Consider the following 17,093-nt stretch of genomic DNA (forward strand, 5'->3'; position numbering starts at 1 on the left):
TAGCAAGTAGCAGCGCTTGAAACGACAATATCGAGGTATGAAATAACAGTTTACGATAACTATACAGAACGTCGCCCTCAGTTATCTTAGTGAATGATGACTAAAAAATCTAGTCTTTTCTGTCAACTCATACTCTAGATTTTGTAAAAAAAATATATTATCAATGACACATTAATGACTAACTATTGAGAATAATTACTTATTCAAAGCCGCTTTTATTAGCGTTACTAAGCTTTTTTAATAGTGAATAAATCGTTCACAAAAAAGCCCCCGCCATAAAATACGACAGGAGCGTTTATAAAACGGCATGCTTAGTAAGATTAGTTACTTTTTTCTTCTATCAGCTCTTTGATGCTGTCATTATTGCCTTTTGAGGCGTTAGCATTGGCATTGGGGTTTTTGCCAGCTGCGTTGGCATTGGGGTTTTTGCCAGCAGCGTTGGTATTTTTATTGGCGGCGTTACTATTTGCATTGGCGCTCGGTGGTTTAGGCGCTTCAACCACCGGCGGTTTTTTCGGTGCGTTATTATTGCCTGAACCATTATTTGTTGCATTACCAGTGGTTGCTTCAGGCTTACGGTTAGTATCTGTAGAGGATTGCGTGGTCGTTGGTTGCCCTTCGATCTCGACCGTCCGCTCTTCATTGACAGTCAAAGTGTCAGAAGTATCAGCTGACTGACGTATGCTTTCATTAGCGCCATCTTGTGCGCCGCGATTGGCATTATTATTTGCCATTTGGCCATTACTGTCATCAGACGTTTGTGTCTGTTGACGTACTGGTACTTCGCGTTTGGTTGGGCGCAAGTTTACATTGCGCGTGCGCTTGGTGCTCAAATCCTTAACCGGATCTGGACGTTCATAATTATCGATGATACTGACGTAACGATTGATCTCTTCAGGTAAGACGCGTACATTTGCAGGCAGTTTAAAATCTATCAACTTCGCGGCACCGACCGCCTCTTGTGGACTGCTCATCAGCCCATAAGTCAGCATATAACGCACCTGCTCATTTTCATCAAGGTAGCGGAAATAAGCGAACTTATCGCGATCTTCTCGGCTTTCTAAATAGCTGACGATCACATCATTTTCAGCGACATTCATCACCTGTACGGTCCACTTGCCTTTATTAGCGAGCAGATAACGCTTGTCTTTAAACTCATCAGGATAGCTGCGTAAGTCTTTAACCGTGGTATCAAAACTAATCGGCTGCACGTCTGTATCGAGCTCATGCAAGGACTCTATCTTTAGCGGCTGCTCAAGCTCAGCGGTTGAGGCTTGTGGCGCTGATATTGGCTCATTCTCAATCTTAGCACCTATCGCTGGCGTTTGACTAAACATCCAAACTAAGGCGGTAAACACGCCCAATAGCAGGGTTGCTATCAGCCAAATCAGTGCTTGACGGCGATATTTCTGCCCAGCTGTGCGAGTCGTCGAGCGTGATGCTGCCATGGAGAGGTCCTTGGAAAAGGGTACTTATAAAAAGATACTTATAAAAGAGTTTTATATAATAATGGTCTTAAAAAAATAATGCTCAAGATTGTCGAAATATATCGTAGCTAAAAATGGCTGAAATGATTATTTTAAGCGTTTAACGATTATATATTAACTGATAAATTAAACGTGCAACTTACCTACTGAATACTTCACGAGCTTGTACTATTGATGCTGCGACAAAACTTCGGTCAAAAGCTTGGCATCAAAATCGTTGGTCAATACCGCCTCACCCAATGATTTTAACAAAATAAGGCGGATTTGTCCGTGTTTGACTTTTTTATCATGACCCATCAAACCTAATGCCGTTTGTACGTCAATAGCGGGCGGCGTAATCGGCAAATTTGCCAAGGTAAGTACGCGTTTAATACGCTCAACGTCCGCAGTTGTTAACCAGCCAGTTTTTTGCGACAGCTCAGCCGCTTGTACCATGCCAGCGGCGACCGCCTCGCCATGTAGCCAATTGCCGTAGCCTTGATGGGTTTCAATCACATGGCCAAAAGTATGACCGAAGTTTAACAAAGCGCGTACGCCGGACTCTCTTTCGTCTTGTGCGACGATATCGGCTTTATACTGACAGCAGCGCTTTACCGCCTCGCCAAGTACGGCTAAATCTAACGCCATCATCGCTGGCAAATTGTGCTCAAGCCAAGTCAAAAACTCTGCATCCATAATCAGCGCGTACTTGATGACTTCTGCCAATCCTGCTGATAGCTCACGCGCGGGCAAGGTTTTTAGCGTACTCATATCAGCAAGCACCATTTGCGGCTGCCAAAATGCGCCAATCATATTTTTACCTTGCGGATGATTGATGCCGGTCTTGCCGCCGACGCTCGAATCCACCTGTGATAACAGAGTGGTTGGGATTTGAATAAAATTGACCCCACGCATAAAGCTTGCCGCGGCAAATCCTGTCATGTCGCCGACCACGCCGCCACCAAGGGCGATTAAAGTCACATCGCGGTTAAAGTGTTCTGCCATCAGCGCATCATAAATCTGATTGATACTGGCCTGGTTTTTATACTGCTCACCATCTGGCAGCACACAAACCTTGACCGTAAACTCTGCTTCAAGTTCTTCTTGTAAAGCGCTTAAATATAAAGGCGCAACCGTCTCATTAGTCACGATAAGGACTTGATGACCGGTAATATAAGGCGCGATTTGACTGGCCATGCTGCTTTTTTTAGCGCCATTTTCAGCAATGTCATTAGCGCCATTTTCAGTAATATTACTAACAATGTTTTTAGGGTTGCCTGCATTACTATCTTCAGTAATGACGATAGGATAATCATGACTTTGCGTCTGTACTGTTAGGGTGGCATGAAACAGTGGCGTTGCCATGAAAATCTCCTTAAGTATGAGGATTGAGTTAAATTTAGCGGATTTTTAATAAATATTTTTTAAGCTCATTAACGAAATTTTATTTTTTATTATTCATCTTCTTCATGTGCTGAGCTAATAGAAGTCGACTCACAAAAGGTTTCTAATTTCTGCAATAACTGATTGACCATATGGCGCGGATAAGTATGACCGGTCGGCATGATAATATGCGCCACTTGCCGATATAAGGGGTCGCGGGCGCTGTATAAATCTTGCAATATTTTTCTAGGGTTGGGCTGTTGTAATAAAGGTCGCGACTTATCTTTTGCAGTACGCGCCATTTGCACGTCCACCGGAGCATTGAGATAGACGACGATGCCGCGCTCTTTAAGAAACGCTCGGTTTTCAGCGGCCATTACCGCACCGCCGCCGGTTGCTAAGACAATTTGTGTTTGCTGCGTCAGCTCATCAATGGCACGCGTCTCGCGCTCTCGAAAGCCCGCTTCGCCTTCTTTGGCAAATATCCAAGCAATATCAGCCCCAGTTTGCGACTCGATATACCAATCACTGTCTACAAACGAGCGTCCCAACTGCTTAGCAAGCAATCTGCCAATGGTGGTCTTTCCCGCTCCCATCGGCCCCACTAGAAATACCGACGGTAATTCCTCAACCATAATACGCACTCAGCTAAATTAGGTATGATACAACGTCATGGATATTCTGGCTAGTAACGTGTATTGATTATTGTCAGTAAAATATAGGGAGGCACAAAACTTACCCATAAAAAAAGCAAGCGTTGCTGCTTGCTTTTTTCTATTATGAAATAATGAAACGCTAGATTAGTTTAGGCGACTGGTACCATCATTAATCAATTTTGGCGTGACAAAGATCAATAGCTCTTCTTTTGCATTGTTACGTACATCCTTGCGGAACGCACGACCAACATAAGGTAAGTCGCCTAAGAAAGGTACTTTATCGACCCCATTACTTTTACGGTTTTTAAAGACGCCGCCCAGTACAACGGTTTGCCCATCTTCCACAATCACATTGGTTGAAATAGAATCTTCAGCAATCGCAACCTGATTATTAATGATAGTCGGTGTGCCATTGGTGATAAGCAGTTGCAAACCAATTTTACCGTCTGGGGTAATGTTTGGCGTGGCTTCCAAGCTCAATGCCGCTTCTTTAAAGCTGGTGGTGGTCGCGCCACTGGCCGAGGCTTCTTGATAAGGTATTTGCGTACCAGAAGATACTTTTGCCGTTTGTTTATCAGCGGTCAAAATCTTTGGCGTCGAAATCACTTCACCGCGGTTATCTGCTTGTAGGGCTGATAATTCAAGATCGAGCATCACATCTGACATGCTAAGCAGTCCAAAAGCAATCCTACCCGCTGGGTTGGCAACCCCTAAATCCACGTTTAAGTTATCAGGACGGCTGATGTCATACTTAGGATAAGAAACTGTTTGACCATTGACGGTCGTCGTCTCTACATCAAAGTCTTTTAAGTCCCATAGCGTCTGATTGCTACCACCGACCAACAAGTTACGGTTATTGGCAGCGCCGTTTGATAAAATCCCCCAACGCACGCCAATCTCTTTACTAAAGCTATCGGTTGCGCTAACGATACGCGCTTCAATCATTACTTGACGGACTGGAATATCAATTTTACCAATCAGCTTATGAATATTCTCGATGCTTTCAGCCACATCTTTGATAATCAAGGTATTGGTACGCTCATCGACCGTTACCGTACCACGGTTTGACAATAAGGTATTGTTATCAACAGAGTTTGCGTTGCCAGTACCGCTACTACCTGTTGAACCACTGCCTTGAGAGATCAGCGTCAATACATCTGCTGCCTTAGCATAGCTTAAGCGAATGTATTCTGTACGTAGCGGTGCATAAGACTCAACCGCTTGCTGCGCTTCAAGCTCACGCGCTTCTTGTTCTGCAAGCTCAGTCGAAGGTGCGACCAAAATCACATTGCCATTTTCACGTTTGCCAAGATTCTTACTCTTTAGAATAATATCTAGTGCTTGATCCCACGGGACATTAATCAAACGCAAAGTGATGTTGCCCGCCACCGAGTCACTCGCCACAATATTCATTTCTGTAAACTGGGCCAATATATCTAAAACACTACGGATTTCGACGTCTTGAAACTCCATCGATAATGCTTCGCCGGTATAGACTTTTTCTTCTAATGTCGGCTCGCGTAGTAGCTCGGGCTTTCTGATACTGATGTTTAATTGATTGCCTGATTGGTAAGCCTGATATTCAAAATCTTCTTTGACATTAATAGTGATCACACCATTTTGCCCTTGGTTTTTGGTATCAATACTATCAACCAGACCGCTATTCACATTCAAGCGGCGCAGCAAGTTTCTCGGTACCGTGCTACCCGTTAAACGAACCACCAACTTATTACCTTGGCGCTGCACGTCTACTGGAATAGCTTCGTTAGCAAGTGCAATACTGACATTACCGCCGCCGTCATTGCCTTTAGTGAAATTAACCGCCGTTAAACCATCATAACTATATTGCTTACTCACTTGTGAGGCGGCAAGCTGTGGGCTTAATAAAGGATTGACGCGCACTACCATCGTATCAGCAGGTGCCTGTGTTGCAACTGCTTGAGTTTTCACTACTTTGGTTTTAATTGGTGCAACTGCAACGCTACTGCTTTCAACAATTGGCGTCACTACCGCAGTAGTGGTGATAGCTGCGTTGCCATTTAATAAGTCTTGGACTGGGTCATTGGTAACTACTTGATTAACCACCGGACGACTAGGGTCGCTGATGGTTAGCAGCAAATTATTGCCCTCAATAGCGGTAGTATAATTGCCCGCTTGTTTGAGACCGACGATCAGACGCGTGGTATTGTCGCTATTCAGGGTAGTGACATCGTTGATCATACCAACATTATATTCACTAAAACGGCTGGCAAGCCCATTTTGCACTTGTTCAAAATCTAATACCAAACGGCTTGGATTATCAAGCTGATAGGCAGCAGGTAATACTGGCTTACCGGCAAACCCTAAGCGCATTTGGGTAACCGCTGGCGCTGTTTGTACCACAGAGACGTTATTGATACGCTGCTCAGCATGAGCACTGCTACTTATTGCTACCATACTCATTGCCAATGCAGAGATGGCAAAACTAGAAGATACGCGGTCGCTCATCGTCATTACCTTGTTGTTGCGTACTGTCATTATATATTCCTCAAAAAATCTGCCGACTTAGCTTATAGGGGAGACCAGCGACTGGGGTTTTTCAACAAACCCAGCGCGGCTGTCTGGCACAATTTCGATCAAGTTAATCTGGGTCGGCGTGATTTCAACAATACGGCCGTCATTTAAGCCAAGATAATTACCGACTCTTACGCTCGCAACCGAACCGTCAGGACGCTGCACTAAGGCATATTGCTGACCTTCAGGTGAAATAACGACGCCGCGAAAGACGAGTTGCGACAGCTCATATTGTTCAAGTGGTTCTTTCACTCGGGTTATATCAGGGCGCACACCATCAATAGAGGTGGCAGGGCCTTGGACATTCACTAAGCTTGGTGGCAAAAATGGGCTGCGCTGCGTACTGGCACTATAAACAAAATCTTCTACCAGCTCAGCTTTGGGCGGCGGCTCAATTGGCTGTGCTGGCTGGTTGCGAATATCAGTCATCGCCTGCTCTACCATGCCAATACGGTCAGTACAACCGGTCATTGACAAAACAGTCGCGCTTAAAATCAGCAGCATGGGCAGTTTTTGGATACGCATTAGTTGCCTCCTGCAGCATCAGTGGTAGCAGCGTCTGGTGTGGCGGTTTCTTCACCTTCAGGAGCAGCTTCTTTTGAGCGATAGGTTTTGGTTTGTAGCACCAGATTGAGCTCAGGCAATACATCTAGAGTTGGCTGCGGATTACTGACTTCAAAATCATGCATGGTAATAATACGCGGCAAGGCAGCAAGACCACTGATAAAGCTACCAAACTGATGGTATTCACCTAAGGCAGCGATACGAATAGGCTGCTCAATAAAAAACTCATTCTCAATTTCAGGCTCAACAGAGATATCTTGAAAACGAATGTTACTGCCAACGCCCGTCATATTGATACCTTCGACCAGCTCTGATACGCGGGTATCTTTTGGGAGTTGATCGAGTAAAGTATTAAACTCAGTTTCCATTTGAATCACTTGCGCTTGATAGGCTTTTAAATGACGCGCACGCGATTCTTTTTCGCGGTAGCTATCAAGTAAAGTTTGCTGCTGACTTTCAGCGGCATTAATTTCATCAATTTTACTGCTGATTGGCAGCGCCCAAGATAGCGCTGCAATCAAAGCAATAATAAATCCAATCACGGTAACTTTGACAGGAAGCGGCCAGCTGCCGTAGTTTTCGCTGTCTAATGATTCGAAACTGCGGCGAAACTCATTCAAGTCAAACTGCTTTTTCGTACTTAACGCCTCTTTCTTGGTTTTAACCAAGCTCTTTTTTCGAATCAGTTTCATAACTCACCTCCAGACGCAGCGTTAGCTTCAGTCGCTTCCGCTGTTTCTGACTGTACTTTAGTCGTGACAACAAACTGAACATAGCTGTCTTCAGGATAAACCGGACGCGGCTGCGCTCCAGTAGTCACCGTATTTTCTAAGATGGGCGCGGCTTGATAGGCGCTGATATTCTGCTGAATATTGCTTACCGCTGAATTGCCCATCCATTTACTGCTGTCTAGATTACGAATCAAGCTAGAGACGATATTTGGATTATCAGCAAGACCTGTTAACGTCAGTACATCGCCTTCGCGTTTTAAATTGGTTAAATACAGAGCAGGCGGTATTGCTTTGGCAAGATCATCCCATATACGGACTGGAACCGGACGTCGACCTTGCAAATCTTGGATAACCTGCATCCGTGAGATGATGTCTTCACGGCGTTGTTCTAAGCTATCAATCTCTACTAAGGCTTTATCTAAGCGCGCGTTTTCTTGCTCAATCAGCGCATTGGCATCCAATTGCTCATCGAGTTCATTATTAAAATAGCTCCATGAGGCAAATGCCGCTAATAAAGCGAGCAAGGTTACTGCGGCCACCAAAGTGATAAATTCTTTATTGCGGCGTTCGCGCTCTTCTTGCCGCCAGGGCAATAAGTTAATACGAGCCATTAGTCGAAGCTCCTTAACGCAAGACCGCACGCGGCCATTAAGCTTGGTGCATCAATCGCCAGTTGCTCATTATCGATATAAGGAGCAATGGTCATGTTGATGAACGGATTTGCGATAGTGACAGGGACACCCAATCGTTGCTGCGCCATACCGGCAAGCCCTGCAATAGAGCTGCTACCACCTGCTAGCACGACATGATCGATACTGCTGTATTGGCTTGATGAGAAGTAAAACTGTAATGAGCGCGTAATTTGCTGAATGGTATTTTCGATAAACGGTGTCAATACCTCAGGGTAGTAATCATCAGGTAGAGTGCGTTCACGTTTGCTAATGGTTGCTTCTTCAGCAGATAGTCCATAACGGTTTTGAATCGCATCAGTGAGCTGCGCACCACCAAATAACTGTTCACGGCTATAAATAAACTCACCGTTTTTAGCTATATATAAGGTCGTTTGGTTATGACCAATATCAACTAAAGCGACCAAGTCTGGTATATTTGAGAGATTATCGACCATCAAACCAAAGGCACGCTCAATAGCATGCGATTCGATATCCATCACTTCGGTTTGCAAACCGCCAAAAGTAAGCGCATCGACTCTTTGGTCGACGTTTTCTGAGCGCGACGCCGCTAGGAGCACTTGCACCATATCATCATTTATCAGTGACGGCCCTAGTACTTCAAAATCTAAATTTACATCTTCTAATAAATAAGGAATATATTGATCGGCATCCAAACGAATCTGCGCTTCACGCTCGACATCGTTAAGCACCATATCCATATCAATAATTTTGGTAATCACAGCAGAACCTGATACAGCAGTTGCCGCATTACTGCCCGCAGCTTGGCAACGCCGTGCTAGGCTTGCTATAGTATTACCTACGGCCTCAGTGTCTACGATGAGTTTGTCAACGACTACGCCTTCTGGTAGCGCTTCGATACCGTAAGACTTTAAATGAAAGATACCTTGTTGGCGCTGAATGTCGACCAGCTTTACTGACGTGGCGCAAATATCCACGCCAATCAAATGCCGACTTTTAGAAGTAAATAGCCTCACAAACTCTATACCTTATATTAAGTGTACATTCTGATAGTTATTTGTAATAATTTAGTACAACACTTTACTTAATAGATAGATTCAAGCATTTAGATTGTTTATCAAGCATTTAGACTACTTATTAAGCCACACTTACACATTTATTATTACCTGCCTATTTTGTTCAAGGTATAATCTCCTACCTGTTGCAAATTTTAATTGATAAGCCTGATTATGACCAAAAAAAATGCTACCGCTCGTCTCATTCACTTTTTGGTGGGGCTTTTCATTGCCTGCTTAGCGTTAGCGCTCATTTTAGCGCTTGCTGTACCGATTGGTTTTTATGGTATGGCGATGTATTTAGCGCCAACCTTACCCAGTACCCAAGAGATTAAAACCGCCAATCTTGAGATGCCTTTACAGATTTATAGTAGTGACGACAAGCTGATTGGTCAGTATGGCAACCGTTTATCGCTACCAGTTACATTTGAAGAAATCCCCGAAGGCTTAACGCATGCCTTTTTGGCGGCCGAAGATGCAACATTTTTCCAGCATAGCGGTATCAGTATTAAAGGACTTGGTCGCGCCGTGACCGAAGTGGTAACCGACGATGAAAGCCAAACCGGCGGCTCTACCATCACTATGCAGGTCGCTAAAAACTACTTTTTAAGCCCTGAACGTACATTAAACCGTAAATTAACGGAGCTGTTCTTAGCCCGTAAAATAGAAGATGAGCTGAGTAAGAACGACATTCTTACCTTATATGTCAATAAAATCTATCTAGGCGAAGGCGCTTATGGTATCCGCGCTGCTGCCAAAAAATACTATAGTAAATCACTTGAGAACCTGACGGTGGCCGAGATGGCTATGCTTGCAGGTTTGCCAAAAGCCCCTTCTAAATACAATCCTGTCGCCAATCCTAGTCGTGCGCTCACCCGCCGCAACTGGATTATTGGCCGTATGCATGAGCTTGGTTATATCACCAAGCAGCAGCACGACGAAGCGATCAACGCCCCTATCGGTATCAACCTTTATCAAGAAAAGCTTGATATGAACATGCCGTATTTGGCAGAGATGACACGTTCTGCCTTGGTCGAGCGCTATGGCGAACAAGTCATGAATGGCGGTTGGCGCGTGCGTTTGACTGTTGATAGTGAAGCGCAAAAAGCGGCAGAAAAGGCAATATTGACGGGGCTTGTGGCCTACGAGCATCGTCATGGCTGGCGCGGTCCAGAAGCAAACGGTGAACCGCTGGAAAAATTCCGTCGTTATAGCAATATGTCGCCGGCGAAAGTCACCAAGGTTAACTCACGCAGTTTTGAAGCAATCCTGCAGTCCGGTGAAAGCGTCACCGTCAATTGGTCTGGCATGAGCTGGGCACGTAAATATATCTCTGCCGACCGTATTGGCTATTTTCCGAGTAATGCCAGCCAGATTGTTAGTAAAAATGACATCGTGCGCTTGATACCAGCCGCTAATGGCAGTTGGCAATTGAGTCAAATACCAGACGTACAAGGCAGTTTGGTTTCCTTAAACCCTGAAACAGGCGCTGTACGAGCTTTGGTTGGCGGTTTTGATTATAATCACAGTAAATTTAACCGCGCCCTACAAGGCTGGCGCCAGCCCGGCTCAACGATTAAACCACTGGTTTATACCGCGGCCCTAGAAAAAGGCTACCGCCCAGACAGCATTGTTTCAGACCGTCCGATTCAAGTAGGCGATTGGAAACCTAAAAACTCTGACCAACGTTTTTTAGGCGATATTACCTTGCGCCGTGGACTTTATTTATCACGTAACTTAGTGTCTATTCGCTTGCTACAAGCCATTGGTATCTCCGATGCACGTAATTTATTAGATGAGTTTGGACTCGATAAAGAAAAGCTGCCTACCACTTTGTCGTTAGCATTGGGCACAGGTCAAGCTACCCCATTACAAATGGCGACGGCTTATGCGACCTTTGCCAATGGTGGTCATCGTATTCAGCCTTATTTTATCGACCAAATTTATAATTATAATAATAAGCTGCTGTTTCAAGCCAACCCGCAACAAGCATGCGCGTTATGTTTTAATGAACAGCTCGACGACCTCAACAAAAAACTTATCGAAGATTATGAAGCAAAAGTAGAAGAAGAAAATAAGGCGTCGAAAAAATCAGAGAGCGATATTAAAGCTGAAAATAGTTCAGATTCTGATGCTACAGAAGACAGTCCATTAAAAGATAGCAAAGCACTTGATGTAGAAGTTTATGATGCCAGTCCAGATTCGGATCGCCTAAAAGCGCCAGTTTTGCAGTATGTACGTGCTGAGCAAGCGCCGCGTATTTTAAAACCGCGAGTGGCTTTTGAGATGGCCGATATTCTACGCGACGTTATCCAGCGCGGTACGGCTGTGCGCGCGAAAGCGTTGGGACGCGATGACATTGGTGGCAAAACCGGAACGACGAATGAAGCAAAAGACGCATGGTTTGCAGGGTTTCATCCTACCAATGCTACTGTCGTTTGGATGGGCTTTGATCAGCCATCAACGCTTGGACGCCGTGAATATGGCGGCGTGGCAGCGCTGCCTGTTTGGATGGACTTTATGAAAGCCCAGTTAAATAACACCCCTCATCAATGGGTAGCTATCAATAACCGTGCCAAATCTAAAAAGCAGAAGCAGACTATCATAGAAATGATGGACGAAGGCGCAGCTGAGCTTGAAGATGAAGAAGCAGATGATGGCAAATCAGCAAAGCCAGTCAAAACCACCACTCAACAACGTAAGCCACCTGCCCCTGAGCCAGTTGAAGAGCAGATTCAAAATCGACCCGCTCCTGAAAAACCAAAACCAAGTCGTACTGATAACGGTAATCCTCAAAACAAACCTTTATCAGCCACGCCGGTTGAGCGCATGCCGCCGATGCCCGAATAAATAAGGGACAGTTTTAGTTTAGATGCAAAGAAAAGGTCTGGCACAATTTCACTGTGCCAGACCTTTTTTATTAACACTTATTTATAAAAATAAAGCCTATTACTTAAACAGAGTATAAAAGCCTAGAGGTTATTTAAAACTCAACCATACCGGCGCGCAGTTGTTCGATCAGCTCTAATAATTGCTGCCGCCATTCGCGTATGGTCGCCTCATCTGGCAGCCACTGATTTGATAACGTCACGACATTAACAATCAGATCGGGTGCCGCTGCTGTGCCGCGACCTGCCTTGTCATTTATTACCTTATCATCTATTACATTCTCAGGTAACACTGGATATAGACAACGCTGATAGGCACGCTCTATATCAGCCAAAAAACCTTGCTGTAAAAGCTGCTCTAAGCGCTGTACTTCAGGCGATACTTGCGTACGGGCGCTTAGTCCTTCTTCAATATCTGCTAAGGTTGGCGCGGTCATCGTTAAACCATAAAAATTTCCAAGCTCTTGTATAAAAGCAAGATAGGCGCCGTATAAATGAAAAATAGCGGTCTCACAGTGCGCTTGGTATAGTTGTTTATCGCTCGTATTAGCAGCTGCTTGACAGCCCAAACGACAAAAATATAATTTTTGATTGGTACGATCAGCTTGGTATTTAGCAACGCGAGTCTTACCGGCCATGCGCTTATCCCTATGTATTTATAAGTTAATTGAATGAAGTGAATTGTTTAATTGGCTACCGTCATTGAAAATGTCATATCATTCTATAACGCGCTCAAAATCTATTAATAGTAATTTAAAAGGCATCTTTATAGCAATGTACGTTTTGCTTAAGTTATTATAAAAAAGTGATGGTATACAAAAATAATTTATAAACTCTATTTTCTTTAGGCAATAAAAAAGCCAGCAACTGAGGCTGGCTTTTTTATTGAGAGAAATAACTAAAGGTTATTTAGATTAATGATTACCTTGGTTAAGCTCTTGAGCAAAGGCTTCATCAAAGCTTGCAAAGTCTGTGCTATCGGTACTAGCAGACATATCAAACGCTGCATTCAAATCATTATCTTGCAGCTTTTGCTCCGCTTTTTCTTTGCGAGCTTTATGATAAGCAAGACCAGTACCAGCAGGAATCAAGCGACCAACCACCACGTTCTCTTTTAGACCGCGTAGCTCATCAACTTTACCTGTCACAGCTGCCGCCGTTAGGACACGGGTTGTCTCCTGGAACGATGCCGCTGAGATAAAGCTTTCTGTTGCCAAGCTTGCTTTGGTAATACCAAGCAATTGACGCTCATACTTAACTGGGAACTTATCTTCCGCTTCCAGTTTCGCATTCAGCGCTTTGACGTCAGCGTACTCAACCTGGTCACCTTTAAAGTAGCTTGAATCACCACCGTCCGTGACTTCAACTTTACGCAGCATCTGACGAATGATAACTTCGATGTGCTTGTCGTTGATTTTCACGCCCTGTAAGCGATAAACGTCCTGAACTTCGTTTACGATATAATCAGCAAGCGCAGTTTGTCCTTTTAGACGTAAGATATCGTGCGGGTTTTGTGGACCATCAGCGATAATCTCACCACGAGCAACCGTCTCGTTTTCGAAGACGTTGATCTGACGCCATTTCGGGATTAGCTCTTCATGGACTTCACCATCTTCATTGGTAATAATGAAGCGATTTTTACCTTTGGTCTCTTTACCGAAGCTGACGACACCCGTCATTTCTGCCATGATGGCATGATCTTTCGGACGACGCGCTTCAAATAAGTCAGCAACACGTGGTAGACCACCGGTAATATCTTTGGTTCCTGAAGACGCTTGTGGTACACGGCCTAAAATCGAACCGGCTGCTACTTTCTCACCATCGCTGACACGAATAATCGTTTCAGCTGGTAAGAAGTAAACCACTTCTTTACCTTCGTCAGTGTTCAAGATAATCGCCGGACGTAAGTCTTTGGCTGAACTTGAACGGTCACGAGTCGCTAGGATTTCAAACGAGCTCATACCAGTGGCATCATCAACTTTAACCGTTGCTGTCGAACCATCAACAATATCACTAAAGCGTGCGGTACCGGCGAACTCTGTGATAATTGGGTGCGTATGCGGATCCCATTTAGCGATAGTTTGACCGCCTTCGACCTGCTCTTCGTTTTTCACAAGGACGCTAGAACCATAAGGTACTTTATAGCGCTCACGCTCACGGCCAAGCTCATCGGTCAATGCCAATTCTGCTGAACGCGATACGATAACCAAGTGACCATCGGTATGTTGTACCGTTTTCATGTTCTCAAAGTGCACTTGACCCGCATTACGTGCTGAGATGCTATTGTCTACAGACGCCGAACTTGCAGCCCCACCAACGTGGAACGTACGCATGGTTAACTGAGTACCAGGTTCGCCGATAGACTGCGCTGCCATAACACCGACTGACTCGCCGATATTGACTTTATGACCACGAGCAAGGTCACGACCATAACACTGTGAACAAACGCCATGCTCAATATCACACGTGATGACCGAACGTACCCAAATATCATCAATCGCGTTGTTATCAAGCACATTTACCCAATACTCATCGATTAAGGTACCTGCTGGAATCAAGACTTTTGACGCATCATCGTTGTAAGTAACATCACGCGCGGTCACACGACCAAGGACTAGTTCACCGAGTTTCTCGATGATTTCGCCACCTTGAATGTGCGGCTTCATGAGCAAGCCTTCCTCAGTACCACAATCTTCGCTAGTGATAACCAAATCTTGCGCTACGTCAACCAAACGACGCGTCAAGTAACCTGAGTTAGCGGTTTTTAGAGCGGTATCAGCCAAGCCTTTACGTGCACCGTGCGTTGAAATAAAGTACTGCAGTACGGTCAAACCTTCGCGGAAGTTGGCCTTAATCGGCGTCTCAATAATTGAGCCATCCGGTTTTGCCATCAAACCACGCATACCTGCTAACTGACGTATCTGAGCGGCACTACCACGAGCACCAGAATCCGACATGATAAAGATAGAGTTGAACGATTTCTGCTCGTCTTCTTCACCTTTGGCATTGATAACTTTATCAGTTGCCAAGTTATCCATCATCGCTTTAGCGACTTTATCATTGGTACGCGACCAGATATCAACCACTTTGTTATAACGCTCACCCGCGGTCACAAAACCTTGCTCGAATTGATCTTCAATCTCGCGAACTTCTGCTTCAGCGGTTTCGATGATTTGTTTTTTCAGCGGTGGAATGACCATATCATCGATACCGATAGATACGCCAGATAAGGTTGCTTGTGCAAAACCAAGGTACATCAATTGGTCAGCGAACATAACACTTTCTTTCACGCCAACTTTACGGTAGCAAGAGTTGATCAATTTAGAGATATTTTTCTTGGTCATCTCTTGGTTACACTCATCAAACGTCATACCTTTAGGCATGATGTTCCAGATCAACAAACGGCCAGCAACGGTATCTTGCATCTTGACTTCTTTGGTCTCATTACCTTCGTCGTCGACATGAGTTTCCGTTACACGCACTTTAATCTTAGCGTTAACATGCAAATCGTTTGAGCCAATCGCACGCAATGCTTCATTAACGGTGGCAAAGATCATGCCCTCGCCTTTGGCATTGATTGATGAACGGCTGATGTAATACAAACCAAGTACAACGTCTTGTGATGGTACGATGATTGGATCACCGTTCGCAGGCGACAAGATATTGTTGGTCGACATCATTAACGCACGTGATTCAAGCTGTGCTTCTAGGGTCAATGGCACGTGTACCGCCATTTGGTCACCGTCAAAGTCGGCGTTGAACGCGGTACAAACGAGAGGATGCAGCTGAATCGCTTTACCTTCGATCAATACTGGCTCAAATGCTTGTAGACCCAAACGGTGAAGCGTCGGCGCACGGTTCAGTAGTACTGGATGCTCACGGATAACCATGGCCAGCATATCCCACACTTGTGGCTCTTCACGCTCTACCATCTTTTTGGCAGCTTTAATCGTAGTCGCTAGACCATGAGACAATAGCTTGTTATAAGTAAATGGCTTGAATAGTTCTAGTGCCATTTTCTTCGGTAGACCACACTGATGTAGACGCAGGGTCGGACCTACAACGATAACCGAACGACCAGAGTAGTCAACACGCTTACCAAGTAAGTTCTGACGGAAACGGCCTTGCTTACCTTTGATCATATCTGCCAAAGATTTTAATGGGCGCTTATTACTACCGGTAATCGCACGTCCACGGCGACCGTTATCAAGCAAGGCATCGACTGATTCTTGCAACATACGTTTTTCGTTACGTACGATGATATCAGGGGCGCTTAGCTCTAATAGACGCTTTAAACGGTTGTTACGGTTAATTACGCGGCGATATAAATCGTTTAGATCTGATGTCGCAAAACGGCCGCCTTCTAGTGGTACTAGCGGGCGCAAATCTGGTGGTAGTACTGGTAAGATATTCATTACCATCCACTCAGGCTTGTTATTAGAATCACGGAATGCTTCTAATAATTTAAGACGCTTAGACATCTTTTTAAGTTTAGTCTCAGAACCGGTTTGCGGAATGGCTTCACGCAGCTCATCAATCTCGATATCTAAATCGATGTCTTTTAATAGGTCTTGAACCGCTTCAGCACCCATTTTGGCCGTGAACTCATCGCCAAATTCTTCAAGCGCTTTATAATAATCTTCATCATCAAGCAGCTGATACTTCTCTAAAGAAGTCAGACCAGGCTCGGTGACGATATAGCTTTCAAAATATAGGACGCGTTCGATATCACGAAGCGTCATATCTAACAACAGACCAATGCGGCTTGGTAAAGATTTTAAGAACCAAATATGCGCAACAGGACTGGCTAGGTCGATATGACCCATGCGGTCGCGACGTACTTTAGCGGTCGTGACTTCAACGCCACATTTTTCACAGATAACGCCTTGGAACTTACGGCGCTTGTATTTACCACATAAACATTCAAAGTCTTTTACTGGGCCAAAGATTTTGGCACAGAATAGACCATCACGCTCAGGCTTAAAGGTACGATAGTTAATCGTTTCTGGTTTTTTAACTTCACCATGTGACCATGATTTGATCACATCAGGTGAGGCCAACGTAATTTGAATACTGTCAAATTCATGGTTACCGTTACCGGTAGGGCTTTGCATGATATCGAGTAAATCTTTCAAGTTGCTTCTCCG

Annotated in this window: 11 protein-coding genes; 1 reads left to right on the forward strand and 10 read right to left on the reverse strand. The window is 44.7% G+C overall.

Annotation, left to right across the window (positions count from 1 at the left end):
• Window positions 1–320: 320 nt before the first annotated feature.
• From RAH45_RS11755 to pilM, 8 genes are all read right to left on the reverse strand, one after another.
• On the reverse strand, window positions 321–1,448 hold the full coding sequence (locus RAH45_RS11755; protein WP_068405103.1) for a hypothetical protein: 1,128 nt from the start codon (window positions 1,446–1,448) through the stop codon (window positions 321–323).
• A 207-nt stretch (window positions 1,449–1,655) separates the two neighbouring features.
• Window positions 1,656–2,831: a 3-dehydroquinate synthase gene (gene aroB, locus RAH45_RS11760; RefSeq protein WP_198328722.1), complete on the reverse strand. Its 1,176-nt coding sequence runs from the start codon at window positions 2,829–2,831 to the stop codon at window positions 1,656–1,658.
• 89 nt (window positions 2,832–2,920) lie between these two features.
• Window positions 2,921–3,484: a shikimate kinase AroK gene (gene aroK, locus RAH45_RS11765; RefSeq protein ID WP_068405099.1), complete on the reverse strand. Its 564-nt coding sequence runs from the start codon at window positions 3,482–3,484 to the stop codon at window positions 2,921–2,923.
• Window positions 3,485–3,649: 165 nt separating this feature from the next.
• Window positions 3,650–6,022 carry a type IV pilus secretin PilQ gene (gene pilQ / locus RAH45_RS11770; RefSeq protein ID WP_102077697.1) on the reverse strand — a complete coding sequence of 791 codons (2,373 nt, stop codon included), beginning with the start codon at window positions 6,020–6,022 and terminating at the stop codon, window positions 3,650–3,652.
• A 27-nt stretch (window positions 6,023–6,049) separates the two neighbouring features.
• A complete protein-coding gene (locus tag RAH45_RS11775) occupies window positions 6,050–6,583 on the reverse strand; it encodes a pilus assembly protein PilP (RefSeq protein WP_306495290.1) in 534 nt (177 codons plus the stop codon).
• The gene (locus RAH45_RS11780; RefSeq protein WP_068405096.1) at window positions 6,583–7,314 is read right to left on the reverse strand and encodes a type IV pilus inner membrane component PilO; all 732 of its coding nucleotides are present in this window, start codon (window positions 7,312–7,314) and stop codon (window positions 6,583–6,585) included. The genes RAH45_RS11775 and RAH45_RS11780 overlap by 1 nt, the downstream gene beginning before the upstream one ends.
• A complete protein-coding gene (locus RAH45_RS11785) occupies window positions 7,311–7,964 on the reverse strand; it encodes a PilN domain-containing protein (protein ID WP_306495291.1) in 654 nt (217 codons plus the stop codon). The genes RAH45_RS11780 and RAH45_RS11785 overlap by 4 nt, the downstream gene beginning before the upstream one ends.
• The gene (pilM, locus tag RAH45_RS11790) at window positions 7,964–9,019 is read right to left on the reverse strand and encodes a type IV pilus assembly protein PilM (protein WP_102077695.1); all 1,056 of its coding nucleotides are present in this window, start codon (window positions 9,017–9,019) and stop codon (window positions 7,964–7,966) included. The genes RAH45_RS11785 and pilM overlap by 1 nt, the downstream gene beginning before the upstream one ends.
• A gap of 213 nt (window positions 9,020–9,232) precedes the next feature.
• On the opposite strand from pilM, the gene RAH45_RS11795 reads away from it, so the two are divergent.
• Entirely contained in the window at window positions 9,233–11,908 is a 2,676-nt protein-coding gene (locus tag RAH45_RS11795) for a penicillin-binding protein 1A (protein ID WP_306495292.1), read from the forward strand.
• Window positions 11,909–12,041: 133 nt separating this feature from the next.
• On the opposite strand, the gene RAH45_RS11800 is transcribed toward RAH45_RS11795, so the two are convergent.
• Window positions 12,042–12,584, reverse strand: coding sequence for a DUF6586 family protein (locus RAH45_RS11800; protein WP_102077693.1), 543 nt, complete (start codon window positions 12,582–12,584; stop codon window positions 12,042–12,044).
• Between the two features lie 276 nt (window positions 12,585–12,860).
• Complete coding sequence (gene rpoC / locus RAH45_RS11805) at window positions 12,861–17,081, reverse strand: DNA-directed RNA polymerase subunit beta' (protein WP_102077692.1); 4,221 nt, start codon at window positions 17,079–17,081, stop codon at window positions 12,861–12,863.
• Window positions 17,082–17,093: the final 12 nt, after the last annotated feature.

This window comes from Psychrobacter sp. van23A (assembly GCF_030845275.1).
GTDB classification, from domain to species: domain Bacteria; phylum Pseudomonadota; class Gammaproteobacteria; order Pseudomonadales; family Moraxellaceae; genus Psychrobacter; species Psychrobacter faecalis.

Bases quoted from the DNA above. Each gene is read 5' to 3' on its own strand.
- RAH45_RS11800 (WP_102077693.1), bottom strand. From the start codon at position 12,584: ATGGCCGGTAAGACTCGCGTTGCTAAATACCAAGCTGATCGTACCAAT.
- RAH45_RS11785 (WP_306495291.1), bottom strand. From the start codon at position 7,964: ATGGCTCGTATTAACTTATTGCCCTGGCGGCAAGAAGAGCGCGAACGC.
- aroK (WP_068405099.1), bottom strand. From the start codon at position 3,484: ATGGTTGAGGAATTACCGTCGGTATTTCTAGTGGGGCCGATGGGAGCG.
- aroB (WP_198328722.1), bottom strand. From the start codon at position 2,831: ATGGCAACGCCACTGTTTCATGCCACCCTAACAGTACAGACGCAAAGT.
- pilQ (WP_102077697.1), bottom strand. From the start codon at position 6,022: ATGACAGTACGCAACAACAAGGTAATGACGATGAGCGACCGCGTATCT.
- RAH45_RS11755 (WP_068405103.1), bottom strand. From the start codon at position 1,448: ATGGCAGCATCACGCTCGACGACTCGCACAGCTGGGCAGAAATATCGC.
- RAH45_RS11775 (WP_306495290.1), bottom strand. From the start codon at position 6,583: ATGCGTATCCAAAAACTGCCCATGCTGCTGATTTTAAGCGCGACTGTT.
- RAH45_RS11795 (WP_306495292.1), top strand. From the start codon at position 9,233: ATGACCAAAAAAAATGCTACCGCTCGTCTCATTCACTTTTTGGTGGGG.
- RAH45_RS11780 (WP_068405096.1), bottom strand. From the start codon at position 7,314: ATGAAACTGATTCGAAAAAAGAGCTTGGTTAAAACCAAGAAAGAGGCG.